The organism is Nocardiopsis sediminis (assembly GCF_042650565.1).
GTDB classification, from domain to species: Bacteria; Actinomycetota; Actinomycetes; order Streptosporangiales; family Streptosporangiaceae; genus Nocardiopsis_B; species Nocardiopsis_B sediminis.
Genome location: NZ_JBHSBH010000008.1, coordinates 259,235 through 277,803, shown reverse-complemented (window position 1 = coordinate 277,803; position 18,569 = coordinate 259,235). Strand labels below are relative to the sequence as shown.

Genomic DNA, 18,569 nt, shown 5'->3' with positions numbered 1-18,569 from the left:
CCATCGCGCCCGCTGCCGGGCGCGGCCCCGGCGGACCGGCGACGGTCAGACGATCTCGGCGATCGCGGCGACGATGTCGGCGGCCGGGCATTCGGCGGCGGAGCGGTAGCCGGTGCCCGCCCACAGGTGGAGGGCGTCGGCGTCGCCCGCGCGGGCCGCCGCGGCGCGCAGCGGGCCGGTGAGGTGGTGGATCTGCGGGTAGGCGCCCGGCGCGATGCCGTCGTGGGTGCGCAAGAAGCGGTTGACCAGGCTGCGGGCGCGCCGCCCGCTGAAGGCGCGGGTGACGGCGGTCCCGGTGAAGAGCGGGTCAGCGAGGGCGTCCTTGTGCGTCTGGGAGGCGCCGCTCTCGGGGGTGCGCAGGAAGGCGGTGCCCAGCTGCACGGCGGTGGCCCCGGCCGACAGCATCCGGCGCGCCCCGGCGGGGTCGGCGATGCCGCCCGCGGCGATCAGCGGGGTGTCCACGGCCGCACCCACCTCGGCGAGCAGGTCGAGCAGCGGGGTGGTGCGCTCGTAGGTGTCCTCGAAGGACCCCTGGTGGCCACCGGCCTCGGTGCCCTGGACGACCAGGGCGTCGGCGCCGGCCTCGACCGCCATCTTGGCCTCGCCCGCGGTGGTCACGGTGACCACGACCATGGTGCCGCCGCGGCGCAGCGCGCGGATGTCGGCGGGTTCGGGGCAGCCGAAGGTGAACCCGGCCACCGCCACCGGATCCTCGATCAGCGCCGCGAGTTTGGCGGGGTAGTCGTGGTCGCCCCAGTCGGGGTCGCCGAGTTCGGCGCCCAGGCGCTCGGCCTCGGGGGCGATCCGCTCGGCGTAGTCGGCGACGGCCTGGGCGTCGGCGGTGTCCTGCCCGGGGACGAACAGGTTGACGCCGAAGGGGCGGTCGGTGGCCGTCCGAGTGGCGCCGATCTCGGCGATCATGTCCTCGGACGCGGCGTAGCCGCAGGCGAGGAAGCCCAGCCCGCCCGCGCGGTTCACGGCCGCGACGAGTTCGGGCGTGCTGGCGCCGCCCGCCATGGGCGCCGCGACGACCGGGACATCGACCCACTCGAAAAGCCCCAATGAACACTCCTCCGCCGGTTCCTGACAAGTCCGACATCAGCGTGGCACACGGCCGGTGCCGGACCCGCCGCCGGGGGCGTGCGCCCTCCGGCTCCGCTCCGCCCGCGCGGAAAACGCCTGGCGACGGCGCACAGGCCCCTCTACCCTCGCCAGGGTGCAGAGCGACATCCGATTTCTCCGTGCCGGCCACTACCCCGGCCTCACCGACCAGGTGGACTACGCCTACGCCGCCGTGGTGACCGCGCCGCGCACCGTCTTCACGGCCGGCGCCTGCCCGCTGGACGCCGAGGGCGCCACCGTCGCACCGGGCGACTACGCCGGGCAGGCCAGGCAGGTCATGCGCAACCTTGAAGCGGCCTTGGCGGGTGCCGGCGCCTCGCTGTCCGACGTCGTCAAGACGACCGTCTTCGTGGTCTCACCCCGGCAGGGCGACCTCGTGGCCGCGTGGGACGTCGTGCGCGAGGCCTTCGGCGGTCACGACGCGCCGAGCACCCTTCTCGGGGTGGCCGCCCTGGGCTACACGGACCAGCTCGTGGAGGTGGAGGCGGTCGCCGTCGTCCGGTGACCCGGCGCAGGCCCGCGCCGCAGGCCCGGCCGCGGACGGGTCAGGTGGCGACGATGCGCGAGGGCCGGATGAGGACCGCGCTGCGCTGCTGTTCGGCCATCGCCCGGTCGTAGGCCGCCCAGTCGTCGTGGGCGCCGCCCGCCGCGGTGAAGGCGTGGCGCAGCAGCAGCCGCAGGTCCTCGGCGCCGAGCCCGTCGTAGGGGTCGGTGTAGCCGATGAGGTCGGCGCTCCCCTCGACGCTCGCCCACTGGCGGCCGGACTGGAAGACGACCGTGGCCGCCGGGCGTGCGCGCAGGAAGCGCAGCTTTACGCTGGTGGCGCGGGTGGTGAAGGCGATGACGCGCTCGCCGGTCGCCGGGTGCTCGGCCACGCCCGCGATCACGACGCTGGACTGGATCGAGCCATCGGCGCGCGTGGCCGAGACGACCGCCTGGTGGCCGCCGGAGTCGATGAGTGCTTGGACGTCGTCGAGTGTCGCCATGTGCGGGGCCTCCTCGCGCTGCTGCCTCCGATCGTCCACCCGGGCGGCGACGGTGTCGCGCCGACGCGCCGGGAAGGCCGACCGGGGCCCTTCGGGCCGACCCCGGCCACGGTATGACGGAGTTCACGCAAGCAAACAGCGAACGCTCCCGTTAACGCATATTACGGTTGCGATGTCGGCATGACACGGTTCGGCCATCGGCCGGAGAGTGAGGCGCATCCCCGTGATCGATCCCGTACTCCTGACCATGATGCTGGTCATCACGCTCGGCGGCATCGGCCTGGTGGCCGCGGTCGGCATCGCCTACATCATCGACGATGCGATCCGCCGCCGCGATGCGCACACGCCGGAGCGCTCCCCCGCCACTTCCACGGCCCCCGCCGCGACCGGAGCCGAGGGGCAGCCCGCCTGACCCGGAGCCGCACCCGCCGGGGTTTCGGTCGGTCATTGACGGACGTTCGCGCGCGACCACGGGCGGCTCGGTGACACCGCAGGCCAGCGGCGCACCCCGGCGGGCGGCAGCCATTGACCGGGCCGCACCCATTGACATCGGAAAACCCTTTCCCTACATTTTTGGGAGCGCTCCCATACCGTGCCGGGTTCATCGCCCTGGATGCGGGGTGAGCCCGAGGTTCCGGCCGGTCCCCCACGGCCCGACCGGACCGCCCAACGACGTGCCCGCCGGTATCCCCTCCACTGGCCGGGCACCCCGGGAGGGCGGGTGGACGGGGGTGCGGCCTCGTCCACCCGCTCGGCATCACCACAGTTCAGCGGCGCGTCTTCGCACATACCGCCGAATGTCGCCACCGTGGTCCACCATGGTCGGTGGGGCGCCGCGGCGGCGCCCGCCGGCACGGCGATTGCGGAGGCACGCGCATGCGGAAACTCTTGGTCACCACCTTCATCTCGCTCGACGGGGTCATGCAGGCACCGGGCGGCCCCGATGAGGACCCCGACGGCGGGTTCGCGCACGGCGGCTGGCTCGTGCCGCACATGGACGACTGGCTGATGCAGCGGATGGTCGACCTCACCGACCGCGGCGGCGCGCTGCTGCTCGGGCGGCGGACCTACGACATCTTCTCCGCCTACTGGCCGCTGGCCGAGCCCGACGACCCCATCGGGTCCAAGCTGAACACCATGCCCAAATACGTCGCCTCGCGGACACTCGGCTCCGTGGAGTGGCAGAACTCCACACTGCTCACCGGCGACACCGCCGAGGCGGTGGCCGCGCTCAAGCAGGGCGAGGGCGAGGAGATCCAGGTCCACGGCAGCGGCGGGCTGATCCAGACGCTGCTGGCCCACGACCTCGTCGACGAGTTCCACCTGGTGGTGGCCCCGGTGGTCCTGGGCTCGGGCAAGCGGCTGTTCGCCGAGGGCACCATCGCGGCCGGGATGGAACTGGCCGACACCGCCACCTCGACCACCGGTGTCGTCGCGAGCACCTACCGGCGCGCGGGCGAGGTCGGCCACGGCGAGATGGGCCCCGAGACCGACAATTGGTGACCCCGCGCCGGCCCCGGCCGCGGGCTCAGGCGCTGTCGTCGAAGCAGCCCACCAGATGGCCCTCGGCCACTTCCACCGGGGGGTGGCCGCCGCCGGGGTGGCGCGCGCAGCCCAGGCAGCCGCCGCCGTCGCCGGCGGCCGCCAGGTCGGCGTCGGCCTGCGCCCAGGTGCGGTGCAGGCGCGGTACCGACGCCAGCAGCCGCCGGGTGTAGGGGTGCACGGGGTGGTCGAAGACCGCGGTGGTCGCCCCCGACTCCACGATGCGCCCGCGGCGCAGGATCACCGTGGTGTCGCTGATGTAGGTGCCCAGGGACAGGTCGTGGGTGATGAAGAGGATGCCCAGGCCGCGCGCCTTGAGGTCGCCCAGCAGGTTGAGCACGTCGATCCGGGTCGAGGCGTCGAGCATGCTGATGATCTCGTCGGCCACCAGCAGCCGGATGTCCAGCAGCAGCGCCCTTGCGATGAGCAGGCGCTGCAACTGGCCGCCGCTGAGCTGGTGGGGGTACTTGCCCAGGACCTGCGCCGGGTCGAGCCGGACGGTGTCGAGGCAGGCGGCGATGCGCCGCCGCCATTCGGGGTCGGTGGCGCGGGGGAAGTACTCGGCGCGGATCAGCGCGAACACCCGGTCGGCGGTGAAGACGGGGTTGAAGCAGCTGAAGGGGTCCTGGAAGACGCCCTGCACCTCACGGTAGTAGTTCTTGCGGCGCCGGTGGCCGCGCAGCCGCGCCACGTCGGTGCCGGCGTAGACGACGGTGCCGGCGGTGGGCGGGGCCAGGCCCAGGACCATGCGGCCGATGGTGCTCTTGCCGCTGCCGCTCTCGCCCACGAGCGAGACGACCTCGCCGGGGTGCACGGTGAGGCCGACGTCGCGCACGGCGTGCAGCCGTTCGCCGCCGAAGGCGCCGACCCGGTAGACCTTGGTGAGGCCGCGCAGCTCCAGCAGGGGGTCCGGCGTGGTCTCGGGCATGGCGCTATCCCGCCTTCCAGCACGCGACCCGGTGGCCGGGGGCGATCTCGGCGAATGGGGGCTCCTCGTCGCACTCGGCGGCGGCCAGGGGGCAGCGGTCCTTGAACCGGCACCCGGTGGGCGGGGCGAGCAGCGCGGGCGGGTGGCCGGGGATTCCGGCCAGCCGCTTCTCGGCGTAGGTGACGCCCACCTCGGGCAGCGCCGAGAGCAGCATGCGGGTGTAGGGGTGGCGCGGGCGGTCGATGACGGTGCGGGTCGCGGCCTTCTCCACGGGCTTGCCGGCGTACATGACCAGGACGGTGTCGGCGATCTGGTGGGCCAGCGACAGGTCGTGGGTCACGAAGATCATGCTGGTGACGTGGCCGCGGTCGCGGAAGCCCACGAGCGCTTCGGCGACCGCCCGCTGGGTGGAGACGTCCAGCGCGGAGGTGACCTCGTCGGCGATCAGCAGCGAGGGGTCGAGCAGGGTCGACAGCACCATCACCACCCGCTGCTTCATCCCGCCCGAGAGCTCGATGGGATAGCGGCGCAGCACGTCGGCGGAGAGGCCGACCTGGTCGAGGCGGCGGTGCAGCTCCTCGCGCAGGCCGGCGGCGCGCACGCCGCGCGACTCCAGCAGCTCGGTGATCAGCCGCCCGATGCGGCGCGTGGGGTTGAGGGCGCTCATGGCGTACTGCGGGATCAGCGAGACGCGGTGGAACCGGAACGGCACCATGGCGTCCTGGTCGTCCACCGGCAGCCGGGCGCCGTCGAGTTCGACGGTCCCGCCGACGTACTTCATCCGGGCGTCGAGGCGGATGAGGCTCTTGGCGAGGGTGGACTTGCCGCTGCCGGACTCCCCGGCCAGGCCCATGATCTCGCCGTCGGCCACGGAGAAGGTCGCGCCGTCGAGGGCGTGGACGTCGCCGCGCAGCGTCCGGTAGTGGACCGTGAGGTCGCGGACGTCGAGGCTCATGGGCTCACAGCTCCCTCAGCCGCGGGTTGAAGACCTCGTCCAGGCCCACGTTCATGATGTAGAGCGACCCGACGATGGCGGTGATGCCGAGGCCGGGCGGCACGAACCACCACCACATGCCGAGCTGGAGGGCGCCCCAGACCACCGCGTTGTGCATCATCAACCCCAGCGAGACGCCCTGGGTGGGGCCCAGGCCGATGAAGTCCAGGCCCGCGGCGGTGAGGATCGCGCCGCCGAAGAGCAGGATGAACGTCATGAACAGGTAGGAGCTCATGTTGGGGGCGATCTCGCGGAACACGATGCTGCTGCCGCGGCGCCCGCTGAGCCGGGCCAGGTCCACGAAGTCGCGGGTGGCCAGGGTGAGGGTCTGGGCGCGCACGGCCCGGGCCACCCACGGCCAGGCGGTCAGCCCGATGAAGACGCCCTGCACGAGGATGCCGCGGGCCTCCAGGTAGGCGGCGGCGATGATGAGGACGACCAGCGCGGGCAGCACCAGCACGATGTTGGTGACCATGTTGAGGGCCTCGTCGGCCAGGCCCCCGCGGTAGCCGGCGGTGAAGCCGACCGCCATGCCCACGGCCGCGGCGATGCCGCCGCCGATGAGGCCGACCAGGAACGTGGCGCGCAGCCCGTGGGCGAACTGGGCGAAGACGTCCTGGCCGAAGTTGGTGGTGCCCAGCCAGTACTCGGCGGAGGGCGGCTGGCCTTGGGGTCCGACGTAGACGTTGGGCCCCTCCTCGATGAACAGCGGTGCGACGACCCCGGTGAGCAGCAGCGCCGCGATGACGGCGGTCCCGGCGATCAGCTTGGGGTTGCGCCGCGCGAAGTGCAGCGATTCGCCCCACCGCCGTTCGGCCGGGGCGGGTTCGATGGCGGTCATGGGGCTCCTCGTGGTGCTCCGGCGGCGCCGGCGCGCCGGTGGGGCGGGCTCATGCGCGGCCGCCCTGCATCTGGGTCCGGGTGCGGGGGTCGACCAGGACGTAGACGACGTCGACGATGAAGTTGGCGATGAGCACGCCGATGACGATGAACAGGAACGCCCCCTGGAGCAGGAAGAAGTCGCGGTTGTTGACGGCCTGGAGGACGAGGTTGCCCAGGCCCGGGTAGGCGAACACGATCTCGGTGAGCAGCGCCCCGGCGACGATGGTGCCCAGCTGCACGGCCAGGCCGGTGAGCTGGGGCAGGACGGCGTTGCGGAAGGCGTAGCGGCGGACGAGGCGGCGCGGTGCCCCCAGGGCCTCCAGGTAGCCGGAGTAGTCGGCGTCGAGCTCGTAGATGATGAGGTTGCGCATGCCGATCGCCCAGCCGCCGAAGGCCACCAGGAACAGCGACAGGAACGGCAGGAACCAGTGGGCGGCCAGGCTGGAGACGAACGGCCAGGACCACTCGGGCTGGAGCGCGAACCCGTAGGCGCCGGCGATGGGGAAGACGCCGGCGACGATCCCCAGGCTCCAGGCCAGCAGGATGCCCAGCCACATGTAGGGGGTGGCGGTGAGGATGTAGCCGAGGGGCAGGACGGTGTTGTCCAGCCACCGGCTGCGGGCCGCGAAGGCGCCGAACCGGTTGCCGGCCACCCAGCTGAGCAGGATCGCGGGGACGAGCAGGGCGAGGGTGTAGGGCACGGCGCCGAGGAGGACCTCGGTGACGGGGGTCGGGAACAGCCACACGCTGGTGCCGAGGTCGCCGCGCAGCAGGGAGCCCCAGAAGTTTAGGTACTGCTGCCACACGGGCAGGTCCAGGCCGAACAGCGAGGCGTAGTAGGCGCGCATGGCCTCGGCGGCGCCGGGGTCGGACAGCGAGGCGCGGCCCAGCATGGTCCGCACGGGGTCGCCCGGCATGAACCGCGGGATCATCCAGTTGATGGTGACCGCAGCGAAGAAGGTGAGGGCGTAGACGAAGATCTTCCTGGCGAGGTAGCGCCGCACGCGTGTCCTCCTGGCCGGGGCGGGCCGGCTATCCCGCGGGTTCGATCTCGGTGAGGGTGAGCACCGCGCCGAGCTGGTTGTAGTTGCGCCAGGTGGTGGGCAGGTGGTGGGGGTCGCCGTCGGCGGAGGAGGGCCAGTTGGTCCAGGTCTCGTTGCTGACCTGGGACCACATGCCGTTGTACCAAAGGGGGATCAGCGGCATGTCGGTGAGCTGGATCTCCTGGAGTTCGGCGATGGTCTCCTGCATGGCGCCGGTGTCCTCGACGGGGGTGCGGGAGAGTTCCTGCACGAGCTCCCAGGCGTCGCCGTTGTCGTAGCGGCCGAAGTTCGTGGTGGTCTGGCGCTCCTGGATCGGGGTGCGGAAGATGTAGTCGTAGTAGGTCCAGGGGGTGTTGGACATCTGGCGCTCGTTGTTGAGGAGCAGGTCGAACTCGCCGGTCTCGCGGGCGTCGCGCAGGGCGGGCTCGTCGGGGAAGTCGGCGGTGACGTCGATGCCGACGGCCTGAGCGCCTTCGGCGATGATGCGGGCCGCTTCCATCCAGTCGGTCCAGCCCGAGGGGACGATGAGGGTCAGCTCGACCGGGTCGCCCTCGGGGGTCTCGACGAGGCCATCGCCGTCGGTGTCCTCGTAGCCGGCGTCGGCCAGGAGGGTTTCGGCCTCGGCGGGGTCGTGGCCGAACCCGTGCTCCTCGACGGTGGCGGTGTCGATGTAGTCGTCCCAGATGGGCAGCAGCCCGGTGGGGTCGGCGGGTTCGACGAGGCCGCCGTAGGGGCCCTCGATGATCTGGGCGACGTCGACGGAGTGGGCGAGGGCGCGGCGGAAGGCGGGGTCGTCCATGGGGGCGCGCTCGGTGTTGGGCACCAGCCAGGCGGTGTTGGCGGGGACCATGTAGGGCGGTTCGGCGTAGTAGCTGGAGATCCCGGAGCCGCCGTTGAGGACCTGGTCGATACCGGGCAGGAAATTGTTGCTGAGGTCGATGTCGTTCTGGAGCAGCAGGCCCTGGGCGACCTCATTGCTGGTGCTGACGATGTCGACGATATAGGAGGGGGCGACGTTCAGGTCGAGCTGCTCGCGGGCCCACCAGGCGTCGTTCTCGGCCCAGACCATGCGGTCCTCGCTGTGGGTCTCATACAAGTAGGGGCCGGTGCCGACGGGGTCCTCGTTGGAGGCGGCGGTGACCTCCTGCTCGGAGCGGTCCTCCCACAAATGCGCGGGCACGATCGGGTTGGCGTAGATCCAGTTCGCCCATTCCTGGTGGCGGGGGTCGGAGAAGGTGAATCGGGCGGTGCGGTCGTCGACGGCTTCGGCGGATTCGAGCCATTCCCAGAGGTTGTGGTAGGGAACGGACTCCATTTTGCCGAGTTCGGCGGTGAAGACGACGTCGGCGGCGGTGAGGGGGGTGCCGTCGCTCCACTGGACGCCGTCGCGGACGGTGACCTCGTAGGTGTCCTCGCCGGTCCATTCGCCGCTCTCGGCCAGCCAGGGGACGTATTCGTCCTGCTGGGGGTCGTAGAGGAACAGCGGTTCGTAGACGTAGCCGGCGGTGCCCGTGGTGTAGGCCCAGTTCATGATGGGGTTCCAGTTGTTGGGCGGGCCCCACTGGGCGCCGGTGGTGTAGAGGGTCTCCTCGCGCGGGTAGCCGCCGGAGCCGCCGTCGCCGGAGCAGGCGGAGGCCGCCAGGCCCACCGCGAGCAGCGCGCTGAGCCACCTCAGCCGTTTGCGCATTGGTCGTCGCCTCCCAGCTAGGTGCCGGTCCGGGCCCGGCCGCGAACGTGACGCGGGACACGCACAGAGTGCCGCCAGAACATCACTAAACCGGTTCATGGTCAAGATGTCCTACGGAAAAGCACCGCGGAAACTAAACCGGTTTAGTTGATCATCGAGTTGATCATGACCGATTGCGTCGACCACCCCGGAACGATCTTCATATCCGACAAATCTGACATCGTGCACAAAAATAGAATGAACAGCCCATTCGATCAACAATCAACCGCGGATTCGACAAAATCCCTTTCCCCCTCTTTTCAGAGACGTTTCCGCACTGTTATGTTCCGTTCATGGGAGCGCTCCCATATACCGCCGCCGAGCGATCCCCACACCGGCTCGGCCGGCCGGCCCCGCCCCACCGGGCCGGCCGCCCGCGGCGGCGCACCGACCATCCCCGACGACTCCCCCAAGACACGATCGGCCGAGGCGTCCCCCCGCATCCGGCCGGCACCAGCCGTGAGGAGTTCCCCCGCAAATGAGTACCGACCAGCGAAACCCGGCCAGGCGCCGGCGGCGCCGCGCCGTGGGCGCCGCCGCTGCCGCCGTCGCGATGGCCGCGTCCTGCTTCACCCTCTCCGCGGCCGCGGCCGAGGACGTCTCCGCCGCCCGCGTCGACAACCCCTATGAAGGCGCCGGCGTCTACGTGAACCCCGAGTGGGCCGCCAACGCCGCCGCCGAGCCCGGCGGCGAGGCGGTCGCCGACCAGCCCACCGGCGTATGGCTGGACCGCATCGCCGCCATCGAGGGCCCCGAGGGCCGCATGGGCCTGCGCGACCACCTGGACGAGGCCGTCGCCCAAGCGGGCGGCCAGGAACTGGTATTCCAGGTCGTCGTCTACAACCTGCCCGGCCGCGACTGCTCCGCGCTGGCCTCCAACGGCGAGCTGGGCCCCGAGGAGATCGACCGCTACCAGAGCGAGTTCATCGACCCGATCGCCGAGATCCTCGCCGACCCCGCCTACGCGGACCTGCGGATCGTGGCGACCATCGAGATCGACTCGCTGCCCAACCTGGTGACCAACGTCGGCAGCCGGCCCACCGCCACCCCCGAGTGCGACGCGATGCTGGCCAACGGCAACTACGTCAACGGCGTGGGCTACGCGCTGTCCCAGCTCGGCGCGATCCCCAACGTCTACAACTACGTCGACGCCGGCCACCACGGCTGGATCGGCTGGGAGGACAACTTCAACGCCTCGGCGCAGCTGTTCTACGAGGCGGCCAACGCCAACGGCGCCACCCCGGCCGACGTGCACGGCTTCATCGCCAACACCGCGAACTACTCGGCCACGGTGGAGGAGAACTTCTCCATCGGCGACACCATCAACGGCCAGCCGATCCGCGGCGAGTCCCAGTGGATCGACTGGAACAACTACGTCGACGAGCAGTCCTTCGCCCAGGCGTTCCGCGAGGAGCTGGTCGGTGAGGGCTTCGCCTCCGACATCGGCATGCTGATCGACACCTCCCGCAACGGGTGGGGCGGCCCCGACCGGCCGACCGGCCCCGGACCGGAGACCAGCGCCGACGCCTACGTCGACGGCGGGCGCTACGACCAGCGCATCCACGTCGGCAACTGGTGCAACCAGGCGGGTGCCGGGCTCGGCGAGCGCCCCACGGCCTCCCCCGCCGCCGGTATCGACGCCTACGTGTGGATGAAGCCCCCGGGCGAGTCGGACGGCTCCAGCGAGGAGATCCCCAACGACGAGGGCAAGGGCTTCGACCGGATGTGCGACCCGACCTACGAGGGCAACCCGCGCAACAACAACAACCCCTCGGGTGCCCTGGCCGACGCGCCGCTCTCGGGCCACTGGTTCTCCGCGCAGTTCCAGGAGCTGCTGGAGAACGCCCACCCGCCGGTGTGATCGGCTCCGGCCGCCCGCCCCGGTGAGCAGGGGGGCGGCCGGACCGCGCGGCCGGCGACGCCCCCGCGGCCCCTTGAGGGCCGCGGGGGCCTGTGCCTTGCCGCGGCCGGTGCGTGGCTGGTCACGGGGACACGGCCGCCTCGGTGGTCATGTGCCGGGTGTGGTCGACCGTGCGCACCGCGCCGACCAGCCGGATCCGCACGCTGAGCCCGGGGTCGGCGCTGGAGGCGGCCAGGTGCAGGCCCAGGTCGCCGGGTTCCACGATGCGCCGCCCGTCGGGCCCCGTGTAGGCGGCGAGGTCGGCGTGCACGGCGAAATCGACCCGGCGCTCGGAGCCGGGGTCCAGGTCCACGCGCGCGTAGCCGATGAGCCGGCGCACCGGCCGCGCCACCCGAGCCACGGGGTCCTCCAGGTAGAGCTGAACGGTCTCGGTGCCCGGCCGTGGGCCGTCGTTGCGCACGGTGCAGCCCACGGTGACGTGGCCGTCGGTGGGCACCTCCCGGTGGGGGCCGGGGTGCCCGGCGAGCAGCGGCGCCCCGTCCACGCGGGGGTGCGACCAGGTGAAGCGGGTGTAGGCGAGCCCGTGGCCGAAGGGGTAGAGCGGGGTGGGGTCGGCGGAGCTGACGTCGCTGCGGTGCGCCAGCGGGGCGCCGAGGTAGGTCGCGGGCTGCCCGCCGGGGGTGCGGGGCACGCTCACCGGCAGCCGCCCGCTCGGGGAGACCCGGCCCGACAGGATGCCCGCCACCGCGGGGCCGCCCTCTTCCCCGGGGAAGAACGCCTGGAGGACGGCGGCGAGCCGCCCCTCGAACGCGCCCAGGGCATAGGGGCGGCCGGCGAGCAGGACGAGCACCACCGGGGTGCCGGTGGCGGCGAGCGCGTCGAGCAGGTCGTGCTGCACGCCGGGCAGCCGCAGGTCGGCGACGTCGGAGCCCTCCCCCGAGGTCCCGCGGCCGAAGAGCCCGGCGGTGTCGCCGAGGACGGCCACACACACGTCGGCGCCGCGGGCGGCCGCCACCGCCGCGGCGATGCCGGAGGTGTCGTCGCCGGCCACCGTGCACCCGGGGGCGTGGGTGATGGCCGATCCGGGCAGCTCGGCGCGCAGCGCCTCCAGGACGGTGGGGACGGCCACGCCCATGGGCACGCCGGGGTGGTGGGCGCCGACGTGGCCGGGGAAGGAGTAGCAGCCGAGCATGGCATGGGGGGTGCCGGCGTTGGGGCCGACCACGGCCAGCCTGGGCGGGCCGGCCAGCGGGAGGGTTCCGTCGTTGGCGAGCAGCACGACGGAGCGTTCGGCGAGGGTGCGGGCGAGGTCGCGGTGGGCGGCGGGGTCGAGGTCGACCTCGCCGGGAGCGGGGGCGTCGCCGGCCCGGTCGTCGCCGGGGGCGGCGGGGACGGGCTCCCAGCCGGGGTCGAGCAGGCCGAGCTCGCACTTCTGGAGCAGGACCCGGCGCGCGGCCCGGTCGACCAGCGCCTCGGGCAGTTCCCCGGAGCGCACCGCCTCGGTCAGCGGGGCGCCGTAGCAGCGCACCGACGGCAGCTCGACGTCCACCCCGGCCTCCAGGGCGAGCGCGGCGGCCTGTCCCGGGGAGGCGGCGATGCGGTGCAGGGTCTCCAGGAAGGAGATGCCGAAGTAGTCGGCGACCACGGTGCCGGTGAACCCCCAGGTGTCGCGCAGGACGGCGGTGAGCAGGCCGCGATCGGCGGCGGCGGGCACGCCGTCGATGTCGGCGTAGGAGTGCATGACCGACCGGGCGCCGCCGGTGTGCACCGCCATTTCGAAGGGGGGCAGCAGGACGTCGGCGATCTCGCGGGCCCCGGCGGAGACGGGGGCGAGGTTGCGCGCGGCGCGCGAGGCGGAGTAGCCGACGAAGTGCTTGAGGGTTGCGGCGACGCGGGCCGATTGCAGGCCGCGCACGTAGGCGGTGCCGATCGTGCCGACGAGGTAGGGGTCCTCGCCGATGGTCTCCTCGGTGCGCCCCCAGCGGGGGTCGCGGGTGACGTCGAGGACGGGGGCGAGCCCCTGGTGGACGCCGACATGGCGCAGGCTCGCGCCGATCTGGGCGGCCATGCGCTCCACCAGGCCGGGGTCGAAGGTGGCGCCCCAGGCCAGCGGGGTGGGGTAGACGGTGGCCCTCCAGGCGGTGAAGCCGGCGAGGCATTCCTCGTGGGCCTGGGCGGGGATGGCGAACCGGTTGGCCGCCATGACCTGGCGCTGGGAGCGGGCCAGCGCCCGCGCGCCCATGGCCGGGTCAACGGGTGCGGTGCCGAAGGGGCGGGTGAGCTGGCCCAGGCCGCCGGCGATGGCCTGGTCCCAGTCGGGCGGCTCTTCGGACAGGTCGTGCTGGTGGGGGGCGACCCCCTCTCCGGAGGCGTCGGCGCCGACCCACAGTGCGGAGAGCTGGGCGGCCTTCTCCTCCAGGGTCATGCGGCCCAGCAGGTGGTCGACCCGTTCGGCGGCGGGCAGCGACGTGTCGCGCCAGGGGGCGTCGGCGGGGTCGGGAACGCGCGTCATGGATCGCCCTTCGTCGCGTGGTGTGGTGGCGGGGGTGCTCCGGCGCCGCGGAGCAGCGGGGGTGTGCGCCGCCCGGGGTGTGGGCGGCTATTTGCCGCCCACGCCCATCAGGCCGCTGACGAGCGCGCGGCGCGCGATGAGGTAGACGAGCAGGATGGGGACGGCGGAGAGCACCACGGCGGCCAGCAGCCCGGGGACGTCGACGCGGTACTCGCCCTGGAACTCGAAGAGCCCGAGGGTGATGACCCGTTGCTCGCGCGACTGGGTGAGGATGAGCGGGAACAGGAAGCCGTTCCAGGCCTGGAGGGCGGCGTAGACGGCCACGGTGCTCAGGCCGGGCTTCGACAGCGGCAGCACCAGGCGGTGGAAGGTGCGCGCGGCGCCGGCGCCGTCCAGGGCCATCGCTTCATAGAGGTCGGCGGAGATGTCGCGCATGGAGCCGGTCAGGATGAGGACGCACACGGGCAGGGCGAAGGCGGCCGTGGGCAGGACGACGGCGATCAGGGAGTCGTAGAGCCCCAGCTCGACGATGATGAGGTAGACGGGGATGACGACCGCCTGGGCGGGGACGGCCAGGCCCAGCAGGAAGGCGCGGAAGGCGCCGGCGGCCCAGCGGCTGCGGGAGCGCACGATCGCGAAGGCGGTGGTGGCCGCGAGGGAGACGACGATGGCGACCACTCCCGCGGTGACCAGCGCGGTGTTGAGGACGAAGCCGACGAGTCCGTTGTCGATGGCCCCGATGTAGTTGTCCAGGGTGGGGTCGGCGGGCGGGGTGAGCGGTCCGGCGCTGAGGTAGTCCTCGCTGCGCTGGAAGGTGGCGATGAGCAGCGCGTAGAGGGGGACGCCGGTGATGAGCAGCCAGACGCCCGCACCGGCTCCGGCCAGCAGGTTGGGGCGCTCGCGGCGGCGGCGCGGGGCGCGCGGCGTGGGGGTCACATGCCCTCCCGGGTGCTGCGCATGGCGCCGAAGCCGGTGGCCCGGACCAGCACGAGGGAGACGGCGGTGGCCACGGCGACCAGGGTGAGGGCGATCGCGCTGGCGTAGCCGGTCTCCCAGCTGACGAAGCCGGTCTGGTACATGAGGTAGGGGACGATGGTGGTGTCGGTTCCGGGGCCGCCGCCGGTGAGGATGAGGACGGTCTCGAAGTAGGTCAGCGAGCCCACGACCATGAGCACCGATGAGGTGGTGGCGGTGTGGCGCAGCTGGGGCAGGGTGATGTGGCGGAACGCCTGGATCCGGCCGGCGCCGTCGATCAGGGCGGCCTGGTAGAGCGAGGCGGGGATCTGGCGGGTGCCGGCCTGGTAGAGCAGGGTGTGCAGCGGGATGAACTGCCAGGCGCTGACGAACACGATGACCAGGAACGCGGCGGGGCCGTCACCGAAGACGTCGATGCCGGGCGTGCCGGTCACGCGGGCCACCCAGGACAGCGGGCCGAAGTTGGGGTCGAGCAGCGCGCGCCAGATGATGGCGATGGCCGCCGACGACAGCAGCAGCGGCAGGAAGAAGACCGCCGAGAGCACGGCCCGGTTGCGCTGGCGGCCGGCGGCCCACACGCCCAGCAGCAGGCTGATCGGGGTCTGCACCGCCCAGTTGGCGGCGGTCAGGGCCAGGCTGAGCAGGACGGCCTTGTGCATGAGCGGGTCGGCGGCCAGCCGCGTCCAGTTGTGGGTTCCCGACAGGCGCGGGGTGCCCAGGCCGTCCCAGGAGGTGAGGGACAGGTAGGCGACCAGGACCATGGGCAGGAGGGCGAAGACGGCGAAGAAGAGCAGGCCGGGCAGCGCCCACACCGCGCCGGGGCGGCCCGCACGGGGCCCGGCCGCGGGCGCGCCCCGCGCGGGGGCGGCGCTCACCGCAGCGCCGCCAGCGCCTCGACGAACTCCTCAGGGGTGCTCTGGCCGTTGAACAGCTCCTCGATCTCGGTGACCATCGGGGTCGCGATCTCGGGCGGCAGCGCCTGGTTCCAGGAGAGCTGGAAGGCGGGCGCGTCGCGCACCATCTCGTACTGGTAGACGGCGAACTCGGGGTCGGGGCTGTCCTGGAGGAGGTCCTCGGAGCCGGTGGTGGTGGGCACTTCGCCGTTGTCGACCATCTCGGCGACGTAGTCGGGGTCGACGGTCTCCTTCAGGAAGTCCAGGGCGGCGTCGGCGTGCTCGGAGTCGGCGGTCACCGAGAAGTAGTTGGTGGGGTTGCCCACGACGTTGGCGGGGTCGCCCTCGCCGCCGGGCAGGGCCGGGAAGGCGGTGTAGCCGAGGTCGTCCTCGGCGAAGTCCGGTGCCTGGTCGAGGTGGGTGGAGTACTCCCAGGAGCCCATGAGGTGCATCGCGGCCCGGCCCTCGGAGAGCAGGGTGGAGGCGGCGCCCTCGGTGTAGCTGACGGAGGCGTAGGCGTCGCCGAAGGCGCCGCGGTCGACCAGGTCGCGGACGATCTGCGCGGCTTCGAGGACGGCGGGGTCGCGCCAGCCCTCGGGGTCGCCGTCCTGGATGCGCCGGAAGACCTCGGGGCCGCCGATGCGGTCGACCAGGTATTGCAGCCACATCTGCTCGGTCCAGGGGTCGGCGCCGCCCAGCGCGAAGGGGATGATGCCCGCCTCGGCGGCGGCGTCGACGGTGTCGAGGAGGTCCTGCCAGGTCTCGGGGGGTTCGAGACCCAGGTCGTCGAGGACGGCGCGGTTGTAGAAGAGCATGACCGGCTGGGTGCCGCGCAGGGGGATGCCGTACTGGACGCCGTCGATCTCGCCGCCTTCGAGGATGGAGGGGATGAAGGAGTCGGCGAATTCGGGGTCCTGTTCGAGCAGGTCGTCGAGGGGCAGGAGCATGTCCTGCTCGACGTAGGGGCGGATGCTGCCGGCGCCCCAGTTGAAGAAGACGTCGGGCTGCTCCCCCGAGCCCATGACGGTGCGTACGCGGTCCTGGTAGCTCTCGCCGGGCACCTCGTCGACGACGGCCTGGACATCGGAGTCGGCGTTGAAACGCTCGACGGCCGAGTGCTGCACGACGGCGAGGCTGTCCTGGTACATCCAGACGTGCATCCGGCCGTCGTCGGATCCGCCCGAGCATGCGGTGGCGGTGAGGAGGGCGAGCGCGGCTCCGGCTGCGGCGCCGACTCTGGGGGTCGTCATGGCCACTCCCTGTTTCAGAAACTATCGGGGGATATGCCGCAAATCATGGGGAACCTATGTCGCGGCGGTGAGGCCCGTCAAGAGCCCGATGAGACCTTCGCCACCCCGGAACCCGTGGACTTCGGTGACCCGCGTAACATCAGGGGTCGTGACCGCAGATCCCACGCCCACACCGCAGGACCCCGCCGCCGGCGAGCCCATCACCATCTCGAAAATTGCGAAGGCCGCCGGCGTCTCGGTGCCGACGGTCTCCAAGGTCCTCAACGGCCGGGCCGACGTCGCCGCCGATACCCGGTCGCGCATCGAGGAGCTCATCCGCCGCCACGGCTACCGGCGGCGCAGAGGCCCCGGCGGCGGCCGCTCGGCAACCATCGACCTGGTCTTCCACGAGCTGGACAGCGCCTGGGCCATCGAGGTGATCCGCGGGGTCGAGCGCGTGGCGCGCGCCGAAGGGCTGAGCGTGGTGCTGGCCGAATCGGGCGGGCGCCAGACGCCGCAGGACGGCTGGGTCGACGCCGTCCTGGCCCGGCAGTCGACGGCCGCGATCCTGGTCTTCTCCGACCTCGCCCCCCGCCAGCGCGACCGGCTGGCCGCCCGCGGCATCCCCTTCGTGGTCGTCGACCCCACCGGCGACCCCGGCACCGACATCCCCTCGGTCGGCTCGGCCAACTGGAACGGCGGGCTGGCCGCCACCCGCCACCTCATCGAGCTGGGCCACCGGCGCATCGCGGTGATCGGCGGCCCCCGCCATGTGCTGTGCAGCCGCGCCCGCATCGACGGCTACCGATCTGCCCTCGACGCCGCCGGCCTGCCCGCCGACCCCGATCTCATCCGCTTCGGCGACTTCCACGTCGAGAGCGGGCGCGACGGCGGGCGCGCCCTGCTGCGGCTGGCCGACCCGCCCACCGCCGTCTTCGCCGGCAGCGACCTCCAGGCCATGGGGGTCTATGAGGCGGCGCGCGAGCTGGGCGTGCGCATCCCCGAGGACCTCAGCGTGGTGGGCTACGACGACCTGCCCGTCGCCCGCTGGGTCGGCCCGCCCCTGACCACCGTGCGCCAGCCCCTCACCGAGATGGCCGAGGAGGCGACCCGGATGGCGCTGCTGCTGGCCCGCGGCGAGCCCCCCGCCAACCTCCGCCTCGACCTGGCCACCGACCTGGTCGTACGCCAGAGCACCACCGCCCCGGCGCCGCGCCCGTGAGAACACCCGGACAATCCGCCATCCCGCCGGGCTCATCACCGCGCCCCCCTTGACGAGAAACGTCACGACGCGCGTCCGGGGTGACCCGGGCCAGACCCGGTGTGTCACCGGGCCTGCCACATTTCCGTGATCGAGTCGATCACGGTAACGAGGTCCTCCCCCGGCTGCCGTGGAGCGTACGGGCCGCCGGCAAGGACACGGAACCATCCCCGCCTGCGCGGGGAGCACCCACTACCGCGACGACCAGCACCGCCTGGTCCTGGGACCATCCCCGCGTGCGCGGGGAGCACTCCTTCTTCGCCATCTGCGTCTCCTCGTGATCGGGACCATCCCCGCGTGCGCGGGGAGCACTTCCCACCGCTGAGGAATGGCGCAACGGGGTCGGGACCATCCCCGCGCGCGCGGGGAGCACGCCAGGGCGCGGTCGTCGACCATCGCCGCCTCGGGACCATCCCCGCGCGCGCGGGGAGCACCCGTCGCGCGGCTGGGTGTGCATCTGCTACGCGGGACCATCCCCGCGCGCGCGGGGAGCACGGATCGGCCTCGGGAACCGCGGTGAAAGGGTCGGGACCATCCCCGCGCGCGCGGGGAGCACTCTTGATGACCTGCGCCTTTCCCGAGTGCAGACGCCAGTTTCCTTCACTCCCAGGGAAT

The 18,569-nt window shown here is 72.5% G+C and carries 16 protein-coding genes and 1 CRISPR repeat array; of the genes, 5 read left to right on the top strand and 11 right to left on the bottom strand.

What is annotated here, in order from left to right; translation table 11 throughout:
- Nucleotides 1-45: 45 nt before the first annotated feature.
- Complete coding sequence (locus ACFOVU_RS12975) at nucleotides 46-1,062, bottom strand: nitronate monooxygenase (RefSeq protein WP_378533251.1); 1,017 nt, start codon at nucleotides 1,060-1,062, stop codon at nucleotides 46-48.
- 154 nt (nucleotides 1,063-1,216) lie between these two features.
- Here ACFOVU_RS12975 and ACFOVU_RS12970 point away from each other — a divergent pair, with 154 nt between their 5' ends.
- The gene (locus ACFOVU_RS12970) at nucleotides 1,217-1,627 is read left to right on the top strand and encodes a RidA family protein (RefSeq protein WP_378533249.1); all 411 of its coding nucleotides are present in this window, start codon (nucleotides 1,217-1,219) and stop codon (nucleotides 1,625-1,627) included.
- Between the two features lie 40 nt (nucleotides 1,628-1,667).
- Here ACFOVU_RS12970 and ACFOVU_RS12965 read toward each other — a convergent pair whose 3' ends face one another.
- Nucleotides 1,668-2,108 carry a pyridoxamine 5'-phosphate oxidase family protein gene (locus tag ACFOVU_RS12965; protein ID WP_378533247.1) on the bottom strand — a complete coding sequence of 147 codons (441 nt, stop codon included), beginning with the start codon at nucleotides 2,106-2,108 and terminating at the stop codon, nucleotides 1,668-1,670.
- A gap of 223 nt (nucleotides 2,109-2,331) precedes the next feature.
- Here ACFOVU_RS12965 and ACFOVU_RS12960 point away from each other — a divergent pair, with 223 nt between their 5' ends.
- On the top strand, nucleotides 2,332-2,520 hold the full coding sequence (locus ACFOVU_RS12960) for a hypothetical protein (protein WP_378533245.1): 189 nt from the start codon (nucleotides 2,332-2,334) through the stop codon (nucleotides 2,518-2,520).
- A 464-nt stretch (nucleotides 2,521-2,984) separates the two neighbouring features.
- Entirely contained in the window at nucleotides 2,985-3,611 is a 627-nt protein-coding gene (locus tag ACFOVU_RS12955) for a dihydrofolate reductase family protein (RefSeq protein WP_378533243.1), read from the top strand.
- A 25-nt stretch (nucleotides 3,612-3,636) separates the two neighbouring features.
- On the opposite strand, the gene ACFOVU_RS12950 is transcribed toward ACFOVU_RS12955, so the two are convergent.
- The 5 genes from ACFOVU_RS12950 to ACFOVU_RS12930 are packed head-to-tail and all read right to left on the bottom strand — an operon-like array spanning nucleotide 3,637 to nucleotide 9,184.
- Complete coding sequence (locus tag ACFOVU_RS12950) at nucleotides 3,637-4,554, bottom strand: ABC transporter ATP-binding protein (RefSeq protein ID WP_378533557.1); 918 nt, start codon at nucleotides 4,552-4,554, stop codon at nucleotides 3,637-3,639.
- A gap of 28 nt (nucleotides 4,555-4,582) precedes the next feature.
- Nucleotides 4,583-5,533, bottom strand: a complete 951-nt coding sequence (locus ACFOVU_RS12945) for an ABC transporter ATP-binding protein (protein ID WP_378533241.1) — start codon at nucleotides 5,531-5,533, stop codon at nucleotides 4,583-4,585.
- 4 nt (nucleotides 5,534-5,537) lie between these two features.
- Nucleotides 5,538-6,413, bottom strand: coding sequence for an ABC transporter permease (locus tag ACFOVU_RS12940; protein WP_378533239.1), 876 nt, complete (start codon nucleotides 6,411-6,413; stop codon nucleotides 5,538-5,540).
- Nucleotides 6,414-6,462: 49 nt separating this feature from the next.
- On the bottom strand, nucleotides 6,463-7,458 hold the full coding sequence (locus ACFOVU_RS12935; protein ID WP_378533237.1) for an ABC transporter permease: 996 nt from the start codon (nucleotides 7,456-7,458) through the stop codon (nucleotides 6,463-6,465).
- Nucleotides 7,459-7,486: 28 nt separating this feature from the next.
- Entirely contained in the window at nucleotides 7,487-9,184 is a 1,698-nt protein-coding gene (locus tag ACFOVU_RS12930; protein WP_378533235.1) for an ABC transporter substrate-binding protein, read from the bottom strand.
- Between the two features lie 517 nt (nucleotides 9,185-9,701).
- Between ACFOVU_RS12930 and ACFOVU_RS12925 the strand changes: the two genes are divergently transcribed.
- On the top strand, nucleotides 9,702-11,084 hold the full coding sequence (locus ACFOVU_RS12925; RefSeq protein WP_378533233.1) for a glycoside hydrolase family 6 protein: 1,383 nt from the start codon (nucleotides 9,702-9,704) through the stop codon (nucleotides 11,082-11,084).
- A 121-nt stretch (nucleotides 11,085-11,205) separates the two neighbouring features.
- Here ACFOVU_RS12925 and ACFOVU_RS12920 read toward each other — a convergent pair whose 3' ends face one another.
- From ACFOVU_RS12920 to ACFOVU_RS12905, 4 genes are all read right to left on the bottom strand, one after another.
- On the bottom strand, nucleotides 11,206-13,596 hold the full coding sequence (locus ACFOVU_RS12920) for a beta-xylosidase/alpha-l-arabinosidase (RefSeq protein ID WP_378533231.1): 2,391 nt from the start codon (nucleotides 13,594-13,596) through the stop codon (nucleotides 11,206-11,208).
- A gap of 87 nt (nucleotides 13,597-13,683) precedes the next feature.
- Nucleotides 13,684-14,532, bottom strand: a complete 849-nt coding sequence (locus ACFOVU_RS12915; protein ID WP_378533229.1) for a carbohydrate ABC transporter permease — start codon at nucleotides 14,530-14,532, stop codon at nucleotides 13,684-13,686.
- Nucleotides 14,529-15,446: a carbohydrate ABC transporter permease gene (locus tag ACFOVU_RS12910; protein WP_378533227.1), complete on the bottom strand. Its 918-nt coding sequence runs from the start codon at nucleotides 15,444-15,446 to the stop codon at nucleotides 14,529-14,531. Before ACFOVU_RS12910 ends, ACFOVU_RS12915 begins: the two co-directional genes overlap by 4 nt.
- Complete coding sequence (locus tag ACFOVU_RS12905; protein WP_378533225.1) at nucleotides 15,443-16,714, bottom strand: ABC transporter substrate-binding protein; 1,272 nt, start codon at nucleotides 16,712-16,714, stop codon at nucleotides 15,443-15,445. Before ACFOVU_RS12905 ends, ACFOVU_RS12910 begins: the two co-directional genes overlap by 4 nt.
- 199 nt (nucleotides 16,715-16,913) lie before the next feature.
- Between ACFOVU_RS12905 and ACFOVU_RS12900 the strand changes: the two genes are divergently transcribed.
- Nucleotides 16,914-17,915 (top strand): LacI family DNA-binding transcriptional regulator, encoded by a 1,002-nt coding sequence (locus tag ACFOVU_RS12900; protein ID WP_378533555.1) that lies wholly within the window; start codon nucleotides 16,914-16,916, stop codon nucleotides 17,913-17,915.
- Nucleotides 17,916-18,113: 198 nt separating this feature from the next.
- A CRISPR array of direct repeats spans nucleotides 18,114-18,510; the repeat unit is 30 nt; unit sequence CGGGACCATCCCCGCGCGCGCGGGGAGCAC.
- Nucleotides 18,511-18,569: the final 59 nt, after the last annotated feature.

What these genes read in the sequence shown, in the direction of transcription:
- ACFOVU_RS12965 (WP_378533247.1), bottom strand. Translation starts at nt 2,108, where the DNA reads ATGGCGACACTCGACGACGTCCAAGCACTCATCGACTCCGGCGGCCAC.
- ACFOVU_RS12955 (WP_378533243.1), top strand. Translation starts at nt 2,985, where the DNA reads ATGCGGAAACTCTTGGTCACCACCTTCATCTCGCTCGACGGGGTCATG.
- ACFOVU_RS12945 (WP_378533241.1), bottom strand. Translation starts at nt 5,533, where the DNA reads ATGAGCCTCGACGTCCGCGACCTCACGGTCCACTACCGGACGCTGCGC.
- ACFOVU_RS12940 (WP_378533239.1), bottom strand. Translation starts at nt 6,413, where the DNA reads ATGACCGCCATCGAACCCGCCCCGGCCGAACGGCGGTGGGGCGAATCG.
- ACFOVU_RS12930 (WP_378533235.1), bottom strand. Translation starts at nt 9,184, where the DNA reads ATGCGCAAACGGCTGAGGTGGCTCAGCGCGCTGCTCGCGGTGGGCCTG.
- ACFOVU_RS12925 (WP_378533233.1), top strand. Translation starts at nt 9,702, where the DNA reads ATGAGTACCGACCAGCGAAACCCGGCCAGGCGCCGGCGGCGCCGCGCC.
- ACFOVU_RS12920 (WP_378533231.1), bottom strand. Translation starts at nt 13,596, where the DNA reads ATGACGCGCGTTCCCGACCCCGCCGACGCCCCCTGGCGCGACACGTCG.
- ACFOVU_RS12905 (WP_378533225.1), bottom strand. Translation starts at nt 16,714, where the DNA reads ATGACGACCCCCAGAGTCGGCGCCGCAGCCGGAGCCGCGCTCGCCCTC.